The organism is Dietzia sp. NCCP-2495 (assembly GCF_026011735.1).
In the GTDB taxonomy this organism is placed as follows: Bacteria; Actinomycetota; Actinomycetes; order Mycobacteriales; family Mycobacteriaceae; genus Dietzia.
Map to the genome: position 1 here is coordinate 50,064 of NZ_BRVN01000010.1, position 18,835 is coordinate 68,898.

General features: G+C 70.4%; 15 protein-coding genes. 9 read left to right on the forward strand and 6 right to left on the reverse strand.

Features of this window, described 5'->3' with window-relative positions:
* The first annotated feature begins 32 nt into the window (after window positions 1-32).
* Together OPF83_RS10430 and rsmA are read left to right on the forward strand one after the other, a co-directional pair.
* Window positions 33-1,223 carry a resuscitation-promoting factor gene (locus tag OPF83_RS10430; RefSeq protein ID WP_264887391.1) on the forward strand — a complete coding sequence of 397 codons (1,191 nt, stop codon included), beginning with the start codon at window positions 33-35 and terminating at the stop codon, window positions 1,221-1,223.
* A gap of 38 nt (window positions 1,224-1,261) precedes the next feature.
* Window positions 1,262-2,161 carry a 16S rRNA (adenine(1518)-N(6)/adenine(1519)-N(6))-dimethyltransferase RsmA gene (rsmA, locus tag OPF83_RS10435; RefSeq protein ID WP_264887484.1) on the forward strand — a complete coding sequence of 300 codons (900 nt, stop codon included), beginning with the start codon at window positions 1,262-1,264 and terminating at the stop codon, window positions 2,159-2,161.
* Window positions 2,162-2,248: 87 nt separating this feature from the next.
* Here rsmA and OPF83_RS10440 read toward each other — a convergent pair whose 3' ends face one another.
* Window positions 2,249-3,169: a LysR family transcriptional regulator gene (locus tag OPF83_RS10440; RefSeq protein WP_264887393.1), complete on the reverse strand. Its 921-nt coding sequence runs from the start codon at window positions 3,167-3,169 to the stop codon at window positions 2,249-2,251.
* A gap of 102 nt (window positions 3,170-3,271) precedes the next feature.
* Here OPF83_RS10440 and OPF83_RS10445 point away from each other — a divergent pair, with 102 nt between their 5' ends.
* The 4 genes from OPF83_RS10445 (at window position 3,272) to OPF83_RS10460 (ending at window position 8,669) form a co-directional block, all read left to right on the forward strand.
* Window positions 3,272-4,300, forward strand: a complete 1,029-nt coding sequence (locus tag OPF83_RS10445; protein ID WP_264887394.1) for a YeiH family protein — start codon at window positions 3,272-3,274, stop codon at window positions 4,298-4,300.
* Between the two features lie 75 nt (window positions 4,301-4,375).
* Window positions 4,376-5,365 carry a 4-(cytidine 5'-diphospho)-2-C-methyl-D-erythritol kinase gene (locus OPF83_RS10450; protein WP_264887395.1) on the forward strand — a complete coding sequence of 330 codons (990 nt, stop codon included), beginning with the start codon at window positions 4,376-4,378 and terminating at the stop codon, window positions 5,363-5,365.
* A 3-nt stretch (window positions 5,366-5,368) separates the two neighbouring features.
* Entirely contained in the window at window positions 5,369-7,312 is a 1,944-nt protein-coding gene (locus tag OPF83_RS10455) for an ABC-F family ATP-binding cassette domain-containing protein (protein WP_264887397.1), read from the forward strand.
* 838 nt (window positions 7,313-8,150) lie between these two features.
* Window positions 8,151-8,669 (forward strand): hypothetical protein, encoded by a 519-nt coding sequence (locus tag OPF83_RS10460; RefSeq protein ID WP_264887398.1) that lies wholly within the window; start codon window positions 8,151-8,153, stop codon window positions 8,667-8,669.
* A gap of 156 nt (window positions 8,670-8,825) precedes the next feature.
* On the opposite strand, the gene OPF83_RS10465 is transcribed toward OPF83_RS10460, so the two are convergent.
* From OPF83_RS10465 to OPF83_RS10480, 4 genes are all read right to left on the reverse strand, one after another.
* Complete coding sequence (locus tag OPF83_RS10465; RefSeq protein WP_264887399.1) at window positions 8,826-9,566, reverse strand: HAD family hydrolase; 741 nt, start codon at window positions 9,564-9,566, stop codon at window positions 8,826-8,828.
* The gene (locus tag OPF83_RS10470; protein WP_264887400.1) at window positions 9,563-10,117 is read right to left on the reverse strand and encodes a TetR/AcrR family transcriptional regulator; all 555 of its coding nucleotides are present in this window, start codon (window positions 10,115-10,117) and stop codon (window positions 9,563-9,565) included. The genes OPF83_RS10465 and OPF83_RS10470 overlap by 4 nt, the downstream gene beginning before the upstream one ends.
* 19 nt (window positions 10,118-10,136) lie before the next feature.
* The gene (locus OPF83_RS10475; protein WP_264887401.1) at window positions 10,137-11,555 is read right to left on the reverse strand and encodes a lipase family protein; all 1,419 of its coding nucleotides are present in this window, start codon (window positions 11,553-11,555) and stop codon (window positions 10,137-10,139) included.
* 113 nt (window positions 11,556-11,668) lie between these two features.
* Window positions 11,669-13,285: a GMC oxidoreductase gene (locus tag OPF83_RS10480; RefSeq protein WP_264887402.1), complete on the reverse strand. Its 1,617-nt coding sequence runs from the start codon at window positions 13,283-13,285 to the stop codon at window positions 11,669-11,671.
* A 134-nt stretch (window positions 13,286-13,419) separates the two neighbouring features.
* On the opposite strand from OPF83_RS10480, the gene ppk2 reads away from it, so the two are divergent.
* The 3 genes from ppk2 to OPF83_RS10495 all read left to right on the forward strand — a co-directional run bounded on the left by ppk2 (window position 13,420) and on the right by OPF83_RS10495 (window position 16,879).
* Window positions 13,420-14,367, forward strand: coding sequence for a polyphosphate kinase 2 (ppk2, locus tag OPF83_RS10485; RefSeq protein ID WP_264887403.1), 948 nt, complete (start codon window positions 13,420-13,422; stop codon window positions 14,365-14,367).
* Between the two features lie 214 nt (window positions 14,368-14,581).
* Window positions 14,582-15,625: an enoyl-CoA hydratase/isomerase family protein gene (locus tag OPF83_RS10490; RefSeq protein ID WP_264887404.1), complete on the forward strand. Its 1,044-nt coding sequence runs from the start codon at window positions 14,582-14,584 to the stop codon at window positions 15,623-15,625.
* Between the two features lie 60 nt (window positions 15,626-15,685).
* Complete coding sequence (locus OPF83_RS10495) at window positions 15,686-16,879, forward strand: AI-2E family transporter (protein ID WP_264887405.1); 1,194 nt, start codon at window positions 15,686-15,688, stop codon at window positions 16,877-16,879.
* A 23-nt stretch (window positions 16,880-16,902) separates the two neighbouring features.
* Here the strand turns inward: OPF83_RS10495 and OPF83_RS10500 are convergent, their stop codons facing one another.
* Window positions 16,903-18,732: a serine hydrolase gene (locus tag OPF83_RS10500; protein ID WP_264887406.1), complete on the reverse strand. Its 1,830-nt coding sequence runs from the start codon at window positions 18,730-18,732 to the stop codon at window positions 16,903-16,905.
* Between the last annotated feature and the right edge of the window lie 103 nt (window positions 18,733-18,835).

The window sequence follows — 18,835 nt, forward strand, 5'->3', positions numbered from 1 at the left end:
GGGCGTGCGCGACGCGAGGAGAGAACCGACCAGTGGCTGACGACGCACGGACCGACACCCCGGCGGAGGGGAATCCCACCGCCGCGACCAAGGGACTGCTCGCCCCCGTCAAGCGGATCCACGAGTCCCGCTCCGCACTCCTGCGGTGGTCGGTGGCCGGCATGCTCAGCACCCTCGTGGTGGGCGGCGTCGCCGCGCTGGACCAGCGTACCCAGTTCACCCTCGAGGTGGACGGCTCGAGCGTCGAGCTGGTGACCTTCCGGTCCGACGTCCGTGACGCGCTCGCGGAGGCCGGGTACTCGGTCGACGAGCGCGACGTGGTGACCGCACCCGACCAGCTCGGCGACGGCGACACCGTCACCCTGCACCGCGCGCGGCCCGTCACGCTGGAGGTCGACGGCCGAACCGAGCAGGTCTGGACCACGGCCACCACCGTCGCCGAATTCGTGGCCGAGCGTGGCGACGTCCCCCCGCGCAGCTACGTCAGCCCCCGCATCGACTCCGAGGTGCCGCTCGACGGCGCGACCGTGACCGTCGAGACCCCGCGAGAGGTCCTGCTGTCCGACCACGGCGGCCCGCACACACCGTTCTCCTCGCCCGGTAGCACCGTCGGCGACTTCCTCGAGCGACTCGGCGTGGAGCTGGGCGCACAGGACACCGTGGAGCCCGCCCCCGAGACGCCGGTCGGCCCCGACACGCGGATCACCGTTACCCGTATCGCCACGGCCGACGAGACCGCCGTGGAGCCGTTCGACGCTCCCGAGACCGTCACCGAGGACCCGGAGATGCTCGAGGGCGACCGCACCGTGACCGAGCCCGGCGTCCCCGGCGAGCGCGAGGTCACCTACTCCGTCACCCGCGTCAACGGCATCGAGACCGAGCGCGTCCGAGGCGCCGAGAAGGTCCTCACCGAGCCGAAGCCCGCCGTCGTGACCGTCGGGACCAAGCCCAAGCCCGCCGTCCCGCAGTCCTCGCAGGAGAGCACCTGGGACGCGATCGCGCAGTGCGAGTCCGGCGGCAACTGGTCCATCAACACCGGCAACGGCTTCTCCGGCGGCCTCCAGTTCCACCCGCAGACCTGGACCGCGCTCGGTGGTGGCCAGTACGCGCCCAGCGCCCACCTGGCTACGCGCGAGCAGCAGATCGCTGTGGCCGAGAAGGTCCTCGCCGCGCAGGGCTGGGGCGCCTGGCCCGCCTGCACCTCGAAGCTGGGCCTCCGCTGAGCATCGTCGACCCGGGATCCCAGCCCGAGGGTTCCGGGATCGCGGAGCAGTTCCGCGGCGAGTCCGAGCCCCTGGGGCCGCCGGAGATCCGCGCCCTCGCCGAAGAACGGGGCATCAAGCCCACCAAGACTCTCGGGCAGAACTTCGTCCACGACGCCAACACCGTCCGGCGCATCGTCGTGGCCTCCGGCGTGGGACGCGACGACCGCGTGGTCGAGGTGGGCCCCGGACTCGGCTCGCTGACCCTGCCGCTGCTCGACGCCGCCGGCAGCGTGGTGGCTGTGGAGATCGACCCCGTCCTGGCCGAGCTGTTGCCGCGCACCGTCGCCGAGCGCGCGCCGAAGCGGGCAGGGTCGCTTCAGATCGTGGGTGCCGACGCGCTCACCGTGACCGCCGCGGACCTGGGCACGCCGCCGCCGACCGCGCTCGTGGCCAACCTGCCCTACAACGTCTCCGTGCCCGTCCTGCTCCACCTCCTCGCCGAGGTGCCCACCCTGCGGACCGCGTTGGTGATGGTGCAGCTCGAGGTGGCCGACCGGCTCGCCGCCGCACCCGGCTCACGCGTGTACGGCGTGCCGAGCGTCAAGGCGGGCTTCTACGGCACCGTCCGTCGCACCGGAGTGGTGGGCCGCAACGTCTTCTGGCCCGTGCCCAATGTCGAGTCCGGACTCGTGCGCATCGACCGCTACGACGACCCGCCGTGGGACATGAGCGAGGAGCACCGGCGTCGGGTGTTCGCGATCGCCGACGCCGCGTTCGCCCAGCGACGCAAGACCCTGCGCGCTGCCCTGTCCGGCTGGGCCGGGTCGGGTGCCCGGGCCGAAGAGGTGCTGGTCGCCGCCGACGTCTCGCCCAAGGCACGCGGCGAGCAGCTCACCACCGCCGACTTCGTGGCGGTAGCCGCCGCGGCGCGCAAGCGCGGGATTGGCGCAGTCTGACCTGGCTCGGGGCGCCGGCCTGACGCCTGTGGGATCGCGGGGTCGGTCGCGGGGTCGGCGCCGGGTCGCGCGGCGGCGTCGCGGCGGTCAGTCCGCTTTGGGATCCGCGACGCGGAGGTCCCGCCGCGCGATCGTCACCAGGTCACCGGCCGGGCCGGAGAGCTGACGAGGTGGCCGCCAGACCGCCCGCAGCTGGCGGGACAGGTCCAGTCCCTCCACGGGAACGACCCGGAGCGTGCCCGCGCGGACGTCGCCGGACACCGCGAGCGTCGACATGACCGCCGGCCCCATCCCGGAGAGCACGCTCGTGCGGACCGTCGCCGAACTCCCCAGCTCCAGTAGCGGCGCCGCCCGCTCGTACTCCTGGAGCGCCACGTCGAGGGTGATGCGGGTCCCCGACCCGGGCTCGCGGACGATGAGAGGCGTGGCCGCCAGCTCGGCCACGGTGAGCGGCCTGCGTCGCCGAGTCCACGGATGACCCTCCGGTACCACCACGACGAGTCGGTCTGCGGCCACCGTCGTCGAGTGCAGACCGGCCGGGACGGTCGGTGACTCCACGAACCCCACGGCGCACGCCCCCTCGGACACGTCCTCGAACACCCGCACCGAGTTCCGCACGTTCAGGTGCAGCCCCACCTCGGGCTGCTCGGACCGCAGACGCCCGAGCCACCGGGGGAGCAGGTGCTCGGCGACGGTCATGCTGGCGCTCACCGTCAGTTCCGCGGCGCGCTCGCTCCGTAGGCCCTCGGCCACCTCGATCAGCCGAGTAGCGTCCTCGAGGACGCGCCTCGCCCAGTGCACGAGCACCCGCCCGTGCGGGGTGAGCGTGGCCCCGGTCGGGCGTCGCTCGAGCAACGGGGTGCCCAGTCGGTGCTCGAGCTGCTTGATCATCCGGCTGGCATTGGGCTGCGCCACACCAGCCGCGCGGGCGGCGGCACTCAGCCCTCCGTGGTCGTCCACACCGGTGAGCAGCTCGAGTATGAGCAGGTCGGGCCACTTCTGTGCCATGCGCAAAGCATATGCCCCAGTCTCTGGCCATGTCGAGACGATATGGGTAGATGCTGAACTTGGGGCTACCGGGACGCGCCGGCGGGGCCGAGGCTGGGCACCATGACATACCGTGCCGACGCGCGACTCTCCGCGCCCCAGGCCAAGCGGCGCTCCACACCGCTGCCGGGTCTCGCCCTGTCCGCGGCGGGAGCGGCCGCCGCGATCGGGCTCGGCCAGCTCCTGCCCGCGGTGAGTCCGCTCCTCATCGCAATCGCTCTGGGGGCGGTGCTCTCCAACCTGGCCCGGGTCCCCGCTGCGACCGGCCCGGGAGTCGCTGTAGCCTCGCGCTCGCTGCTGCGGGTCGGCATTGCCCTGCTCGGACTGAACCTCGTGCTGGGCGACATCCTCGGGTTGGGGTGGCGGGTCATCGTCGTCGTCGTGGTCGTTGTCGCGCTCGGGGTGGCGGGAACCCTCTACGCCGGGCACGCGCTGGGCATCGGCTGGCGGCAGCGGGTCCTGATCGCGTGCGGGTTCTCGATCTGCGGCGCGGCGGCGGTGGCGGCCGTTGACGGCGTCGTCGAGGCCGACGAGGACGAGGTCTCGACCGCCGTCGCACTCGTCGTGATCTTCGGAACACTCATGATCCCGGCCGCACCCCTGGTGGCCCACGCCCTGGGACTGTCGGAGGAGGCGGCCGGGATCTGGGCCGGAGCGTCTGTCCACGAGGTTGCGCAGGTGGTCGCGGCCGGCGGAGCGCTCGGCGGGACGGCGCTGGGGGTCGCGGTGGTGGTCAAGCTCGCACGGGTGCTCACGCTCGCCCCGGTGGTGGCCGCGGTGAGCCTGCGGCAGCGCCGGATCGCCGCCGAGACCGGCACGCGTCGGCCACCGCTCGTGCCCCTGTTCATCGTCGGGTTCCTCACCTGCGTGGCGGCTCGCTCGACCGGACTCGTGGGGCCCGGCGCGCTGGAGGTCGCCGGGGGAGCGCAGACGGGGCTGCTCGCCGCGGCAATGTTCGCGCTCGGCACCGGTGTACGCGTGGCCTCGCTCCGGCGCGTCGGCGCGAAGCCGTTCCTGCTCGCCGCCGTCGCGACCGTGTGGGTGGCCGGGATCGCGCTGGTGGGCGTGCTCTGGGCCGGGGCGGAGGGGTGACCGGGCGACCAGCGCGTCCGGTCGCGCGCGGCCGCACGGGAGGGGCCGGTGGCCGTCACGACTAGGCTGGGGGGCGTGTCCTCTGTTCTCGCCGGTGCCCGCGCCGTGACGGCCGTCGCGCCCGCCAAGATCAACCTGCACCTGGGTGTCGGCGACCTGCGCGCCGACGGCTACCACGACCTGCTCACCGTGTACCGCGCCGTGGACCTGTGGGAAGAGGTCACCGTCGAGGTGGTGGAAACCGGCGGGGGCGACGACGACGTGACCGTCACCGTGTCCGGGCCCGGGGCGGGTCAGGTGCCAGCGGACCGGACCAATCTCGCAGCTCGGGCGGTCGACCTGCTCCGTGACGAAGCCGGTTCGGACGCCCGGATCGCCATCGGAATCCGCAAGGGTGTGCCCGTGGCCGGCGGGATGGCCGGTGGCAGCGCAGACGCGGCAGCCGCTCTGGTGGCCACCGACCGGCTGCTCGGCCTGGGACTCGGCAGGGCGGCGCTGGAGGAGCGGGCCGCGCGTCTCGGCAGTGACGTCCCGTTCTGCGTCCGCGGCGGTACCGCGCTCGGCACCGGCCGCGGCGAGAAGCTCGCCACGCTGCTGCACGCACGCGTCGAGCAACACATCGTCGTCGCGCTCGCCGACGGCGGACTGTCCACCCCGGTCGTGTTCGCCGAGCTCGACCGACTGCGCGCCGAGCGGGCAGAGCTGACCCGAGCGGGCCGCACCGAGGCGCTGGTCCAGGCGCTGGCCGAGCCGGACCCGTCCGCGGTGGCGAGACTCCTGGCCAACGACATGGAACCGGCCGCACTCTCGCTCATGCCAGCGCTACGCCGGACCCTGCGCGCGGGAGAGGAGGCCGGGGCCCTGCGCGGCATGGTCTCTGGTTCCGGCCCGACGTGCCTGTTCTTCTGCTCCGACCGCGAGCACGCGATCTCCGTCGCCGCCGAACTGAGCGAGTCCGGCGTGGCCCGCGAGGTCCGCATGACCAGTGGTCCCGTCGGCGGCGCCCACATCATCGACGGCCCGGGCTCCGGTCCCGCTGCCGTACACCGCGCCCAAGGAAAGTAGGAAATGGCCCCCACGAACCTCATCAACCTCGAGCACGGCTCGGTCTCCTTCGGGATCCGGCAGGTTCTCGACGACGTCTCCCTGGGCGTCAACGCCGGGGACCGGATCGGCGTGGTGGGCCTCAACGGTGGTGGCAAGACCACGCTGCTGGAGGTGCTCACCGGGATCGCTGAGCCCGACTCGGGCCGCGTGTCCCACGTCGGTGACCTGCGGATGGCCGTGGTCACCCAGCGCACCGAACTCGCCGCGGAGACGGTCGGCGAGGCCGTGGTCGGCGGACTGGGTCTGGAGACGCACGAGTGGGCCGGCGACGCCCGGGTGCGTTCGGTGCTCGACGGCATCGGCATCCACGACCTCGGCCTGGACACACCCGTCGAGGCACTGTCCGGTGGAGAGCGGAGGCGGGTGTCGCTCGCGGCGGCACTGGTGCGGGACCTGGACCTGCTCATCCTCGACGAGCCGACCAACCATCTGGACGTCGAGGGCGTCCAGTGGCTCGCTGATCACCTCGTCGGGCGATCGAGTGCACTCGTCGTCGTCACACACGACCGTTGGTTCCTCGACACGGTGGCCACCCGCACGTGGGAGGTGGTCGACGGCCACGTCGAGCAGTACGAGGGAGGCTACAACGACTGGGTGTTCGCGCGCGCCGAGCGGGACAGGCAGGCCGCGGCCGCCGAATCGCGGCGGCAGAACCTCGCCCGCAAGGAGCTCGCGTGGTTGCGTCGCGGGGCGCCGGCCCGCACGTCCAAGCCGCGATATCGCATCGAGGCGGCCGAGGCTCTCATCAAGGACGTGCCGCCGCCCCGAGACTCTCTACAGTTGTCGAGTTTCGCGGCGCGCCGGTTGGGCAAGGTCGTGGTGGAACTCGAGGACGTCCGACTCGACACCCCCGACGGCCGGACCCTCGTCGACGACCTCACGTGGCGGCTCGCTCCGGGCGAGCGGATCGGTCTCGTGGGCGTCAACGGCTCCGGCAAGACCACGCTGCTCCGGGCGCTCGCGGGCGAGGCAGAACTCGCCGCCGGGCGTCGCAAGGAGGGCAAGACCGTCCGCATCGGCTGGCTGCGGCAGGAGCTCGACGACCTGCCCCTGGACCAGAGAGTTCTCGACGCGGTGGAGGACGTGGCCGCCCGCGTCGCGTTCGGCAAGGACGAGCTCACCGCGTCGCAGCTGGCCGAGCGACTCGGCTTCTCGCCGGCCCGACAGCGCACGCCCGTACGGGACCTGTCCGGCGGTGAGCGGCGCCGGCTGCAGCTCACGCGCGTGCTCATGGCCGAGCCGAACGTCCTGCTGCTCGACGAGCCGACCAACGACCTGGACATCGACACCTTGCGCCAACTCGAGGACCTGCTCGACGGGTGGCCGGGCACGATGGTCGTGATCTCGCACGACCGTTACCTGATCGAGCGGATCTGTGACTCGGTGTGGGCTCTGTTCGGTGACGGTGGGCTCACCAACCTTCCACGCGGCATCGACGAGTACCTCGAGCGGCGGCGGGTGGCCGGAGCGTCGGGCGATACGGGCAAGGTCACGCGGGCTGCTGCAGTAGCGGCGGCTGAGGCTGGCTCGGGTGCGGCGCCTGGCGTGGCGGGTGCGGCTGGCTCGGGTGCGGCTGGCTCGGGTGTGGCTGGCTCGGGTGTGGACATCGGCGCCTCCGCGGACGCCGGATCTGCCATGACTTCCTCGGCAGGCATTGGCGCCGGCCGCACCCTCAGCTCCGATGAGCAGCGCGACATGCAGAAGGAGATGAACAAGCTCGAGCGGCAGATGACCAAGCTGACGCAGCGTGAGGAGAAGCTCCTCGCCGACCTCGCCGCGGCCGCGGCGGAAGCATTGGACACCGAGAAGCTCGCCAACCTGGACCGAGAGCTCAAGGCCGTGGTAGCGGAGAAGAAGCAGCTCGAGGAACGCTGGATGGAGTTGGGTGAGCAGCTCGAGAGCTAATTCGCCCCGCCCGCGTCCCGCCTGGCATGCCACTCACGGCCTGTCGGGTGCCTGCCTTGAGTTTGGTCGCCACCACGGCGCACCTTGACGCCGCCACTGCGGAGAATCAAGCGATTTCCCGCAGTGGTGGCCTCTAGATTTTCTGCTGCCTGCTGCCTGCTGCCTGCTGCCTGCGGCGCGCCTGCCCGCGCCGCGTCATCCTGCGGCGTGCGTGCCCGCGGCGCGTCATCCTGCGGCGTGCCTGCCCGCGGCGCGTCATCCTGCGGCGTGCCTGCCTGCGGCGCGTCATCCTGCGGCGTGCCTGCCTGCGGCGCGTCACCCCGCGTTTGTCACCCCTATCCGCTTCGCCTGTGAATGGTCGTCGCTCGAATCCACAACATCGTGTTCGGCCGTTCCGTCCATGACGTCCGGCACGCACGATGAACTGGTGAGTGAAATAAGAGCGGACGAGTCCTCGACAAGCGGAGCGCATCGCGGGAGGGGGACACCATTTCTCGGCAGTGCCGCCGTGGCATCGGGTCGGCTGACATCGCATCAGCTACGCACTCGCTTCCGACGCCTTTTTCCGGACGTCTATATCGAACTGACCTGCATCGTCACGCCGGAGATCCTCGTTCGAGCCGCGGCTCTGTGGGCGCCGACGGGCTCTGTGCTCGCTGGTGCGGGAGCAGCACTACTTCATCGGGAACGCTGGTATGCAAAGAAAGCTGTCCAAGCGGAGGTCGACTTCTGCTGCAGAGGAACCCCGAGGTCGACACCCGGCGTCAGACTCCGCCGCCATGACAGAGCGTTCCCGCCGGGCCACCTGGTGCGGAGGGAGGGGATTCGACTGACATCAGTGGCCAGGACCGCCGTTGACGTGGCGCGGTGGGAACCCAACGACGACATCGCCATCGCCAAGGTCGACGCTGTCTGCAATAGGGGACAGATCAAGGTACGCGAACTGCCTGAGGTGCTGGATCAGATGGGCGGCCTACACGGTGTGAGTCGGGTAGGGGCCTTGCTCCGTTGGTGTGATGTGCGCGCGGACTCGCCGCCGGAGACGCGCCTGCGACTAGCTCTGATCCGCGCCGGTCTGCCGTCGCCGACTCCGCAATTGATCATTCGCAACGAGTTCGGGGCGAGAGTAACGAAAGCCGATCTCGGGTACGAGCAGCAGAAGGTGGCGATCTTCTACGACAGCGAACTCCACCGGGAGAAGTCGAACTGGGAATTCGACAACTGGGTCAATGCGCAGCTGGCGGAACTCGGATGGGAACGGTTTCGCGTCACCGCGCAGATGCTGCGGAACCCGGGCACGTTGTTGCGGCAGATCAGTTCCGCGCTCGTGCGCCGGGACGCGCTGGGCGGAGCATGATCTAGACGCCGTTCCTGCGGAGAAACGGGCGATTTTCCGCAGTAGAGGCGTCTAGTTTCGCAGTAGCGGCGGCATGAGTTGCGGCGTCTAGTTTCGCAGTAGCGGCGGCATGAGTTGCGGCGTCTAGTTTCGCAGTAGCGGCGGCATGATCAGCATTCAGCTGCACGCTGCGTGAACTGCGTCCACCACGGCCCGGGGAGACGTGAGGTCGGGCAGGACCACGTGGGCGCCTGCCTCGCGCAGGTCCTCGGCACTCACCCGGCCGGTCGCCACGCCGACGAAGCGCACCCCGGCGTCCAGGGCACCGCGGACATCATGGACATGGTCGCCAATCACCACCGTCCGCCCCGGCAGCACGTCGAGATCGCGGCCCCGGGTGGACGCGACAGCCTCTCGTACCAGGTCGGCCCGATCGAGATGGTCGTCACCGAACGCACCCAACCCGGGATCAGGCAGACCGTCGAATCCACAGAGACGCAGCTTGAGCAGGGCGGTGCGCTTCATGTTGCCGGTGACGATCCCCTGGTGGACCAGCGGGTCCCCGGACAGCGCTCGGACCGCCTCACGGGCGCCGGGGAGCGGACCCCCGCCGGCATCGAGGAGGTCGTGGCCGAATCTCTCGCAACGCTCGGCCACGGCGTCCATGACGGTGATGAGCTCGGGGTGAACGGTGGCGTTGTCGTCGTCAGGAACCATCCCGTTGGACCCGAGCAGTGCGGTGAGGATCGCGCGGTCGGTCCGTCCGGCGAACGGCACGTCCAATACCGGTTCGCGGCCGAGGCGTTGCTCGAGGACCGGCGCGATCATCCGCGTACCGAAGCCGGCGGGGTCGAGGAGTGTGAGGTCGAGGTCCCACAGCACCAACAGGGGCGCGGGCATCGACGCAGGGCCGGTCATCGCGTGAGCGAGGCCAGCGTCGGCGCGACCCACGTGGTGAGGACCTCGCGCAGGGCGTCGTCGGAGCGGGTCTCGGGTCGGTCCAGGCACAGCACCGACCAGCCGACGTGCACGGCAAGATCGGCGACCCTCTCAACGCGGCCGGCCATCTCGGGAAACCGGTCGGCCGCGGGGGAGAGCAGGGCCACCCCGTACTCGAGTGCACGCTCGGCCGCCCCGGCGTCGAAGATCGGATTGGCCGTCCCTGACAGGGTGAGATATTGCAGCATCGGGTCGCCGAGCACCTGCGCGCGCGCCTCGACGACCATCTCCACGAACAGTTCCAGTAGCGAGTCCGCCGCGGCCAGGAGCTTCTCGAACGATCCGAGCAGCTGAGTGAGGCGATCGGTGAGGGCCTGGGAGACCAGCTCCTCGCGTGTGCCGAAGATCGAGTACACGGTCTGGCGGCTCACCCCGGCCCGCTTGGCCACGCCAGCGATGGACACGCCCTCGAAACCGGACGCCCCGATCTGGGCCCGTGTGGCCTCGAGAATGATGTCGCGCGAGCGCATCTGCCCATTATCGCCGGGCTCAGTCCAGGGTGCAGCCGCTGCCCCCGCCCTCGAGGGTGGACACCAGCCAGGGGGTCACGTCGTCGAAGAGCATGGTGTCCCGGATGAGGGGGCCGAAGTGGTCGGGCAGGGTCCAGCCGGGGGCGAGTGCGGGCATCGGGGTGGTGCGGAAGGTGACGTCGGCGCCGGCCGCGCACCAGTCCTCGGCGAGTCGGCGGGCCTGCCCGTAGGGGACCGTGTCGTCGTGGGGTGCGGCGGTGACGAGGACGGGCACCTCGGGCGTGAGCTGGCCGACGCGCTGGTCACGGAGGATCTCCAGGGCTTCGGGGTGGTCGTTGATCCAGTCCCCGAGGGGGCGGCCGTCGACGGTGTAGTCGGCGGAGCGGACGAACGGGGCCTTGAAGATCACGTCGCCGATACACTTGGTGCGCGCGGATTCCAGCAGGGCGGTGCCCTCGTCGGTGAGGGCCTCGTCCAGGAGGGGCTGCAGCTGGGGGTACCTGTCTACCATTCCGTTGACGGCCCAGGCGATCACGCCGCCGATGAGTCCGCCGTCGGCAACTTTCATGACCTGTTCGAGGTCGGCGACGGGGGCGCCGGCCCAGGCGCCGCGGAGGTCGAGGTCGGGTGCGTAGGTGGGCTGGAGTTCTGCGGCGGAGCCGGTGGCGCCGCCGCCCTGCGAGTAGCCCCACAGAAGTAGAGGGGAGTCGGCGCCGGCGAGGGTTCGGGCCGCGCGGGCGGCGTCGAGGACGGCGCGCCCCGTCTCGACCCGGTTGATGTAGGTGTGGACGCCCGGGGTGCCGAGGCCGACGTAGTCGGTCACCACCACGCGGGCGCCCCGCGCGTGCCACTTGGCGGCGGAGACGATCTCCTGGTTGGCGGAGAAGTAGGGGTCGGGGTTGGCGCCCACCCACAGTCCGCTCGGGGTGGTGAGGGAGAGGGCGCAACGGTCGCCTTGGCCGGTGGTGCCGGGCGCGATCACCACGGTGGGCCGCTCCCCGGGGCCCTGCCACGGCCCGGATTCCTCGATGACCATGGCGGTCACGGCGGTGGGCCGGTCGTGGACGTCGCGCGAGGTGAACATGACGCGGGTGCCGTCGGCGGGCCAGGCGCCGTCGGAGCCGGGCAGGGTGGCGGGGATGCCGACGGGTTGGGTCTTGATCACGGTGCCGGGCGCGTCCGGCAGGTCGGCCGGGGGGAGGTAGAAGGGGTCGACGACCTCGTCCGGTGTGGCGGCGTGGAAGCGCACGGAGCCGGCCGGGTCGGGGAGGTCCACGGAACCAGCCGGATTGGCGGGAGTGCCCACGGAGCCGGCCGGGTCGGCGTGGGCGGCGGGGGTCGCGGTGGTGCTGAGGGTTCCGGGCAGTCCGACGACGACGACGGCGACCGCGGCCGCGACCGCGGCCGCGGCCACGGTGGAGATTCTGCGGTTCGACATAACTTATGGGCTCTTTCCGGGCGGGGTGCGGTGTGCGGGCGGATTGCGGCGTGTGGGCAGGATGCGGTGTGCGAGCGGAGTTCGGTGTGCGGGTGGGTACGGGTGTGGCGTGGCTAGAGGACGGTGCCGACGTCGTGTCGGACGATCCGGTCGAGGGCTCGCTCGGCGACCGCGGCGATGGTCCACGACGGATTGCATGCCGCCGTGGTGCCGGGCATGAGCGCACCGTCCACCACGTACAGCCCGCGCTGGCCGAGCACGCGGCCCTCGGTGTCGCACACGGTTCCCATCGGAGCGCCGCCGAGCGGATGCCAGGTGGAGTTGACCATGAGGTTGGAGTCGGAGAGATGTCCGGTCGGGCCGGCGATCCTCTGGGCGGTGGGGCCGATGTGGTTGTTCTGGATCCACGAGTCTCCGCCGGTCGGCCAGCGGATGATCCCGCGGTTCTGGGCGGCGTCGTAGGTGATCCGGCCCCGATCGGCGCTGACGCCGTAGCCGACCATCATCGTGGAGTGCGGCGGGATTCCGACCGTCGGTATGGATGCCTGGATTAGGGTGTGCGCGGAGTGCGGGTTGTTCCAGTTGAGGCTGCCGTAGACGACCGGTCCGCCCTGGTCCACGCCGAATCCAGCGCCGGGGTCGGTCCACAGGTAGATGCGGTCGGCGTTGGTGCCCCAGCCGGTGCCGAGCCCGTCGGGTAGGTCGGTGACCTCGCCGGTCGCGGCGGCGCGGGTGAGGAGGGTGCTGGTGCCGACGGAGCCGGCGGACAGGATGAGCGTGGGTGCGCGGAGAGCCAGGGTCCGCAGGATGCGCCCGGAGGTGTCGAGGACCTCGACGTCCAGTTCCCAGCGGCCGTCGGGCAGGCGTCGCATGCCGCGGACGTCGTGCAGGGGCCGTACGTCGACGAGTCCGGAGGCCTCCGCGCGGGCGAGGTAGGTCACGTCGACGGAGTGCTTGCCGCCGTTGTTGACGCCGATAGCGCCGGCGCCGTTGGTGTACGACGGGCGCATCTCGCCGCGGAGTTCGGCCAGAGCGTAGTCCCAGTCGATGGGCATGGGGATCTTGCGCAGCGGCAATCCTTCGGCGCGGACTCGTGCGGCGAAGTGGCGTGCGGCGGCGTAGGTGGGCGAAGCGACTAGCTCCTCGGGCGCTTCGGCGAGCTGGAGCATGCGGGCGACGCGCGGGTAGTACTCGCGGTCGAGTTCGGCCCAGTCGATGCCGCCCGGGAACCAGGTGTGGAAGAGCTCCTCGCTGGGTTGCAGCGCCATGCCCTGGTAGACGAGCGAGCCGCCACCCACGCCCGCGGCGCAGACGGCGGTCATGTTCTCGCCGACGGAGGCATCGAGGAGTCCCGTGAAGCGCGGCAGGTTGACGGGGAGTCCGAACGCCTCGGGCGAGGACCGGAACCACAGGAACCGTTCGTCGGGGGAGGTGATCTCGGGGAAGGTGCGGGCGTTGGGGCCGGTGGGCCAGCGGCGCCCTCGTTCGACGACGACGACGGGTACCCCGGCCTCAGCGAGCCGCAGCGCGGAGATTCCCCCTCCGAACCCACTGCCCACCACGAGTACCCGGTGGTCTTCGATCTCGTGGGGGATCCTCCCACCGGCTCCTGTGGGAGCGGTGTCGGCGGACCCTGTGGGCTGGCCGGCGGCGGACGGGTTGGCGGCGAGCGTGGCGATGCCAGCGGCGGCGACGGAGCCGAGGAAGCCTCGACGTGAGATGTGCTGCATACGGTCCTCGGGTCAGGGTGGGAGCGCTGGGCCGGGTGACGCGCGCCACAGCAGAAGCTAGACAGTTTACGGCGAAAGTGTCAAGAGGTTGGTTTGGACAGGACAGCCGTTCTCGTCGACTTAGGATGAAGCGCATGGGCAGCAAAAACGGCGACACGAAGTCAGGCAAGAAGGCCGACGAGAAGGGCGAGGGCAAGGCCGACAAGAAGGCTGGGGGCAAGTCCGGCAGCAATGCCGCGGGCAAGGGCTCGGGCAAGGGGTCGAAGGATCTCTTGCCCAGTGGGCTGGAGAAACTACCCAAGAAGGCATACGAGAAGGAGCTCGAGCGGCTCCAGGCTGAGCTCGTGGAGATGCAGGCCTGGCTCAAGGCGACCGGAAATCGGCTCGTCGTAGTGTTCGAGGGGCGTGATGCAGCGGGAAAGGGGTCCGCGATCAAGCGGATCACCCAGTACCTCAACCCCCGTCATGCCCGGGTCGTGGCATTGCCGGTGCCCACCGAGGTGCAGAAGACGCAGTGGTACTTCCAGCGCTACATCGAGCACATGCCGGCCGCCGGGGAGATCGTGATCTTCGACCGGTCCTGGTACAACCGAGCCGGCGTCGAGCGGGTGATGGGCTTCTGTACGACCGACGAGTACCGGCGATTCCTGCACCAGGCCCCGATCTTCGAGCGACTGCTGGTGGAGGACGGGATCATGCTGCGCAAGTACTGGTTCTCTGTCTCCGACGAGGAGCAGGAGCGCCGCTTCCGGGATCGTCACAACGACCCGATGCGCCGCTGGAAGCTGTCGCCGATGGACCTGGAATCCATCACCCGGTGGGAGGACTACAGCCGCGCGAAGGACGAGATGTTCGTGCACACCGACATCCCCGAGGCGCCCTGGTACACCGTCGAGTCGGAGGACAAGAAGCGCTCGCGGATCAACGTGATTGCGCACCTGCTGTCGACCGTGCCGTGGGAGAAGCTCGAGCCGCCGAAGCTTGAGATCCCCGATCGTCCGGAGGGGACGCACTACGAGCGTCCGCCACGCGAGGAGTTCAAGTACGTCCCCGACGTGGCCTCACAACTGCTCGACGACTGATCGCTCCGCACGCATATCAGCCCACGCGTGAGCGGACGCGAAATCCGCTACTCCGCCTCAACATTCGCTACCGCTAGAGGGGTAGCCGATGTGGAGGCGGAGTAGCGGATCCTCAGGCGGTGGCGTAGCGGATCTTGGAGGGGACGGGGGCGGCGAAGTAGGAATTCCTAGTATCTCGGTGACTCGGAGCGGCGCACCTGACAGACTGGGCGCCATGAGCGAATTCGTCACCACCCGGCGCGAAGGCCGGATGCAGCAGATCGTCCTGGACCGCCCCAAGGCCCTGAACTCGCTGGACCTGCCCATGTGTCAGGCCCTCCACGCAGCGCTCGACGCGGCCACCGCGGACTCTGGCGTCGAAGCCGTGGTCACCACCAGCACCTCCGAGAAGGCGTTCTGCGCAGGCGGCGACATCCGCGCCCTGCGGGACGCCGCGGCCTCCGGAGATCACGAGACCAACCGGACGTTCTTCTCCGAGGAGTACGCGATGGATCTCGCGTACCACACCCACCGCGCCGCGACCGTGGCCGTGATCCACGGCGTCGCCATGGGCGGCGGACTGGGCATCTCGATCAACGGCTCGCACCGTGTGGTGACCAAGAAGGTCATGATGGCCATGCCCGAGACGGCGATCGGCTTCATCCCGGATGTCGGCGCGAGCCACTTCCTGCCCCGCCTGTGCGGCGGCGGCGCCCGCGGAGTCGCGGTGGGCATCTACCTGGGCACGACCGGCGTCCGCATGAACTCGGCTGACGCCCTCTACACCGGTCTCGGCACCCACCTGATCGACAATGACGACCAGGAGGCGTTCGTCGCAGCGATCGGCGCCGACGGACTGGACGCGGCGCTCGAGCGCTTCGGCCTCGACCGCTCCGAGGCGGGGGAGTCGGCCGTGGAGAAGCACATCGACCGGATCGAGGACGTGTTCTCCCGCGACACCGCGCAGGACATGATCGCCGCGCTTGAGGCCGGCGAGCAGGACGAGTGGGCCACCGCGACTCTTGAGATGCTCCGCGCGCACTGCCCGACATCGATCGTCGCGACCATCGAGTTGCTGCGGACCGGGGCCGACGCCGCCGACCTGCGCGAGTGCCTGGACAACGAGCTCAAGCTGGGCGCGTGGATCACCGCCCGCCCGGACTTCGTCGAGGGTGTGCGCGCCGTGGTGATCGACAAGGACCGAAACCCCACGTGGGATCCGGCCGACCTCGCCTCGGTTGACGTCGCCGGGATCCGTTCGGCTCTCGTGGGGAGCTGACGCACTACTGTTTATGCGACGTCCGGCGCAGAGTGCGCGAGGGACGTGTCAGGAGGGGCCATGTCCACGAACGACAGCGTCGAGGCCACCACGCCGGCGCCGCATGAGGAGTCGAGGGGCTGGGGGATCGCCGCCGTCACTGTGGTGTCCCTGGCCGCGGTGTTCGTGGTGCTGTGGGGCATCTCGCAGCACGCCAGCATGGTCATGCCCGCGTTCCTGGCACTCAACCTCGTGATCGCCGCGCAGCCGCTGCAGAAGCTGCTCGAGAGGGCGGGTCTGCCGCGTTGGGGCGGCATGATCATCGTGCTGCTGGTGCTCTACCTCATCCTGGCCGCGCTGGTGGGAATGCTCGTGTGGGCGGTCTGGATCGCCGCCGAGGAGATCCCGCAGTACCAGGACAAGTTCACCGAGCTCTACGAGCAGAGCATCGAGTTCCTCGGGACCTTCGGTGTCAGCCAGGATCAGATCACCTCGACCCTGTCCGGGATCGATCCGCAGGCCATCATGGGCACGGTCCAGAACGTCGCCGGGCAACTCTCGTCAGCCGGCGGCATGCTGACCGTCCTCGTCATCGCCCTGACGTTCCTCGTCTTCGACATCCCCGGCATCGCCCGCCGCCGAGGACACATCGCCCGCCAGCGCCCCCGCCTCGTCGACTCGCTCACCTCGTTCAGCGACGGGATCAAGTCCTACTGGATCGTCTCCACCGTCTTCGGCGTGATCGTCGCCGTCATGGACGTGGTGGCGCTGCTCATCCTCGGTGTGCCCCTCGCGCTGGTGTGGGGTGTCCTGGCGTTCGCCACCAACTACATCCCCAACATCGGGTTCGTGCTGGGCCTCGTCCCGCCCGCCCTGTTCGCGCTGCTCACCGGTGGACCGGTCGACGCCATCTGGGTCGTGGTGGTCTACTGCGTCATCAACCTGGTCATGCAGAGTTTCGTCCAGCCCAAGTTCACGGGAGACGCCGTGGGCCTGACCCCCACGGTGACCTTCCTGTCGCTGGTGTTCTGGTCCTCGATCGCCGGTGCGCTCGGCGCGATCCTCGCCGTGCCGCTGACCCTCGCGGTCAAGGCGTTCCTCGTCGACGCCGACCCGCGCATGCGCTGGTTCTCCACCTTCCTGACCACCCCGGATGCCGAAGCCAAGCGTGGTCGGCGACGGGCGGCACAGATGGCGGCGGCCGAGCCGACGACCGAGATCACCGCGCCGATCACGGCTCCGGGGCCGGACCGGGAGGAGCAGCCGGCCGACTAACCATCGGCGTCTGCGGACCGAGCCTAGGCATCACCGTCGGCACCACCCTCGCCCCCGACTCGAGTGAAGGTGCCGAGCCCGTTCTCGTCGAGCAGGGAGAGAGTGACCGTCGTGTCGGCGTCGTCGTCGTCAAAAATCACACTGCCCCGGCTCCCGGCCGGAAAGTTCTCCGCAGACGGTGACGCCGCGAACACGTTGTCCTCCCAGTGCTCGAGCGGCCACACCGTCCGATTCGACTCCGGGCCGATCGCCAGGGCCAGCTCGTCTTCCGCGGCGCGGCGGACCTCGATGGTGCCGAAGTAGTCGTTGCGGTACGTGCCCGTGAGCTCGTATAGCGGCCGCGACGGTGCGGGGTCCGACGGTTGGCGCTCACCCACCAGGTCGCCCACCGGATCGAGGAGGGGGCTGATCGCCTCGCGGTACAGCGTGCCCCAGTCCTGTGCCGGATCCCCGTACTGCGCCAGGTCCGCGAAGCGCGCGTTGACGGCCTCGACCGCCCCGACCGGCGCGGCGTTGGACAGGGTGATGATCCCCAGGTCCAACGACGGCACCATGAGCATCGCCGTGGCGGCGCCCATCGCGAACGCCCCCGAATGACTCCACTGAACCCGACCCGACGAGGTGTCGCCGATGTTGAAGCCGTACCCGTACGAGCCCGTCCGGTCGTTCGCCGCCTGCGGGGGAGACGACACCACCTGCGGGGTGAGGGCCTCGCGCAGCGGCTCGCTCGCCACCACCTGAGAGCCTCCGGGGCCCTGACCATCGGCCAGGACCATCGCCATCCACGTGGCCATGTCCGACACCGTCGAACTCAGGCCGCCCGCCGGCGCCTGAGCGTCCGGATTGCGCTCCGGATCGGCGGGGACCCACGAGCCCCCAGATTCGCCGGTCCCGCCGGCCTCGCCGGTCTCGCCAGACGCCGCGGCGTCCTGCCGGACATGCGGCGTGACCCGGTTCTCGCGTTCGAGCAGGTCGGAGTGGGAGTACGAGGTGCGGTCCATGCCCAGTGGGTCGAAGACGCGCTCGGCCGCGAGCTCCTCCCACGGCGCCCCGGCCGACACGGCAACGGCCTCCGCGGCGGCGGTCAGCCCGAAATTGGTGTACGCGTACGAGGTGCGGAACTCCGAGAGCGGCAGGTGGCGCAGGCCGTGGAGGACGGCGGCGCGGTCGTAGCCCAGGTCCTCCAGGTCGTCACCGGCGTGATCCGGCAGCCCCGACCGGTGAGAGAACAGGTCGCCCACGGTCACCCGCTCCGACACGACCGGGTCCGACAGGGCGAACCACGGCAGGTGCTCGCGGACGGGAGTTGACCAGCTGATCCCGTCCTCGTCCCCGTCCTCGTCCCCGGCCTGGTCCCCGGCGTCGGCCTCGTCGCTGCCCGCGTCCGCGCCGTCGCTGGCCTTGTCGCCGTCGCTGCCCGCGCTTCTGCCGATTTCCGCCGCCACGACCGTGGCACTCACGGGCTTGGAGACCGAGGCCAGGGGGAACACCGTGTCGGCCGTGACCTCGTCACCCGTAAAGACGTCGCGGACACCGAACCCCTCGGCCAGCGCCACCTCGCCCCCGTGCACCACGGCTACCGCCATGCCCGGGATCCCGGCGGCGTCCATCTCCTCGCTGACGATGTCCTCCACCTTCCCGATCGCGAAGTCGATGCGGTCCGGGGACACCAGCGTCCCCGAGTAGGCGGACGGATTCTGGCCGGGCTCCGGGTCGGGCAGGGCGTCGCCGCACGCCGAGGTGGTGAAGACCATCGCGGCACCGAGCGCGACGATCCTCGTGGACCGTCGACGAGCCGATCGACGGGCAGCGTGACGGGCGGATTGGCGGTGCTGTGCCGGATCCCTGAGCATCCTGTCAGCGTAGTCCGAATCCGGTGCTGTTCGGCGTCACGGCGGGGCCCGTCGGGCACCGCGGCGGTACTGTTACCGCGGCCGCCGGGTCACCTCGCGTGCA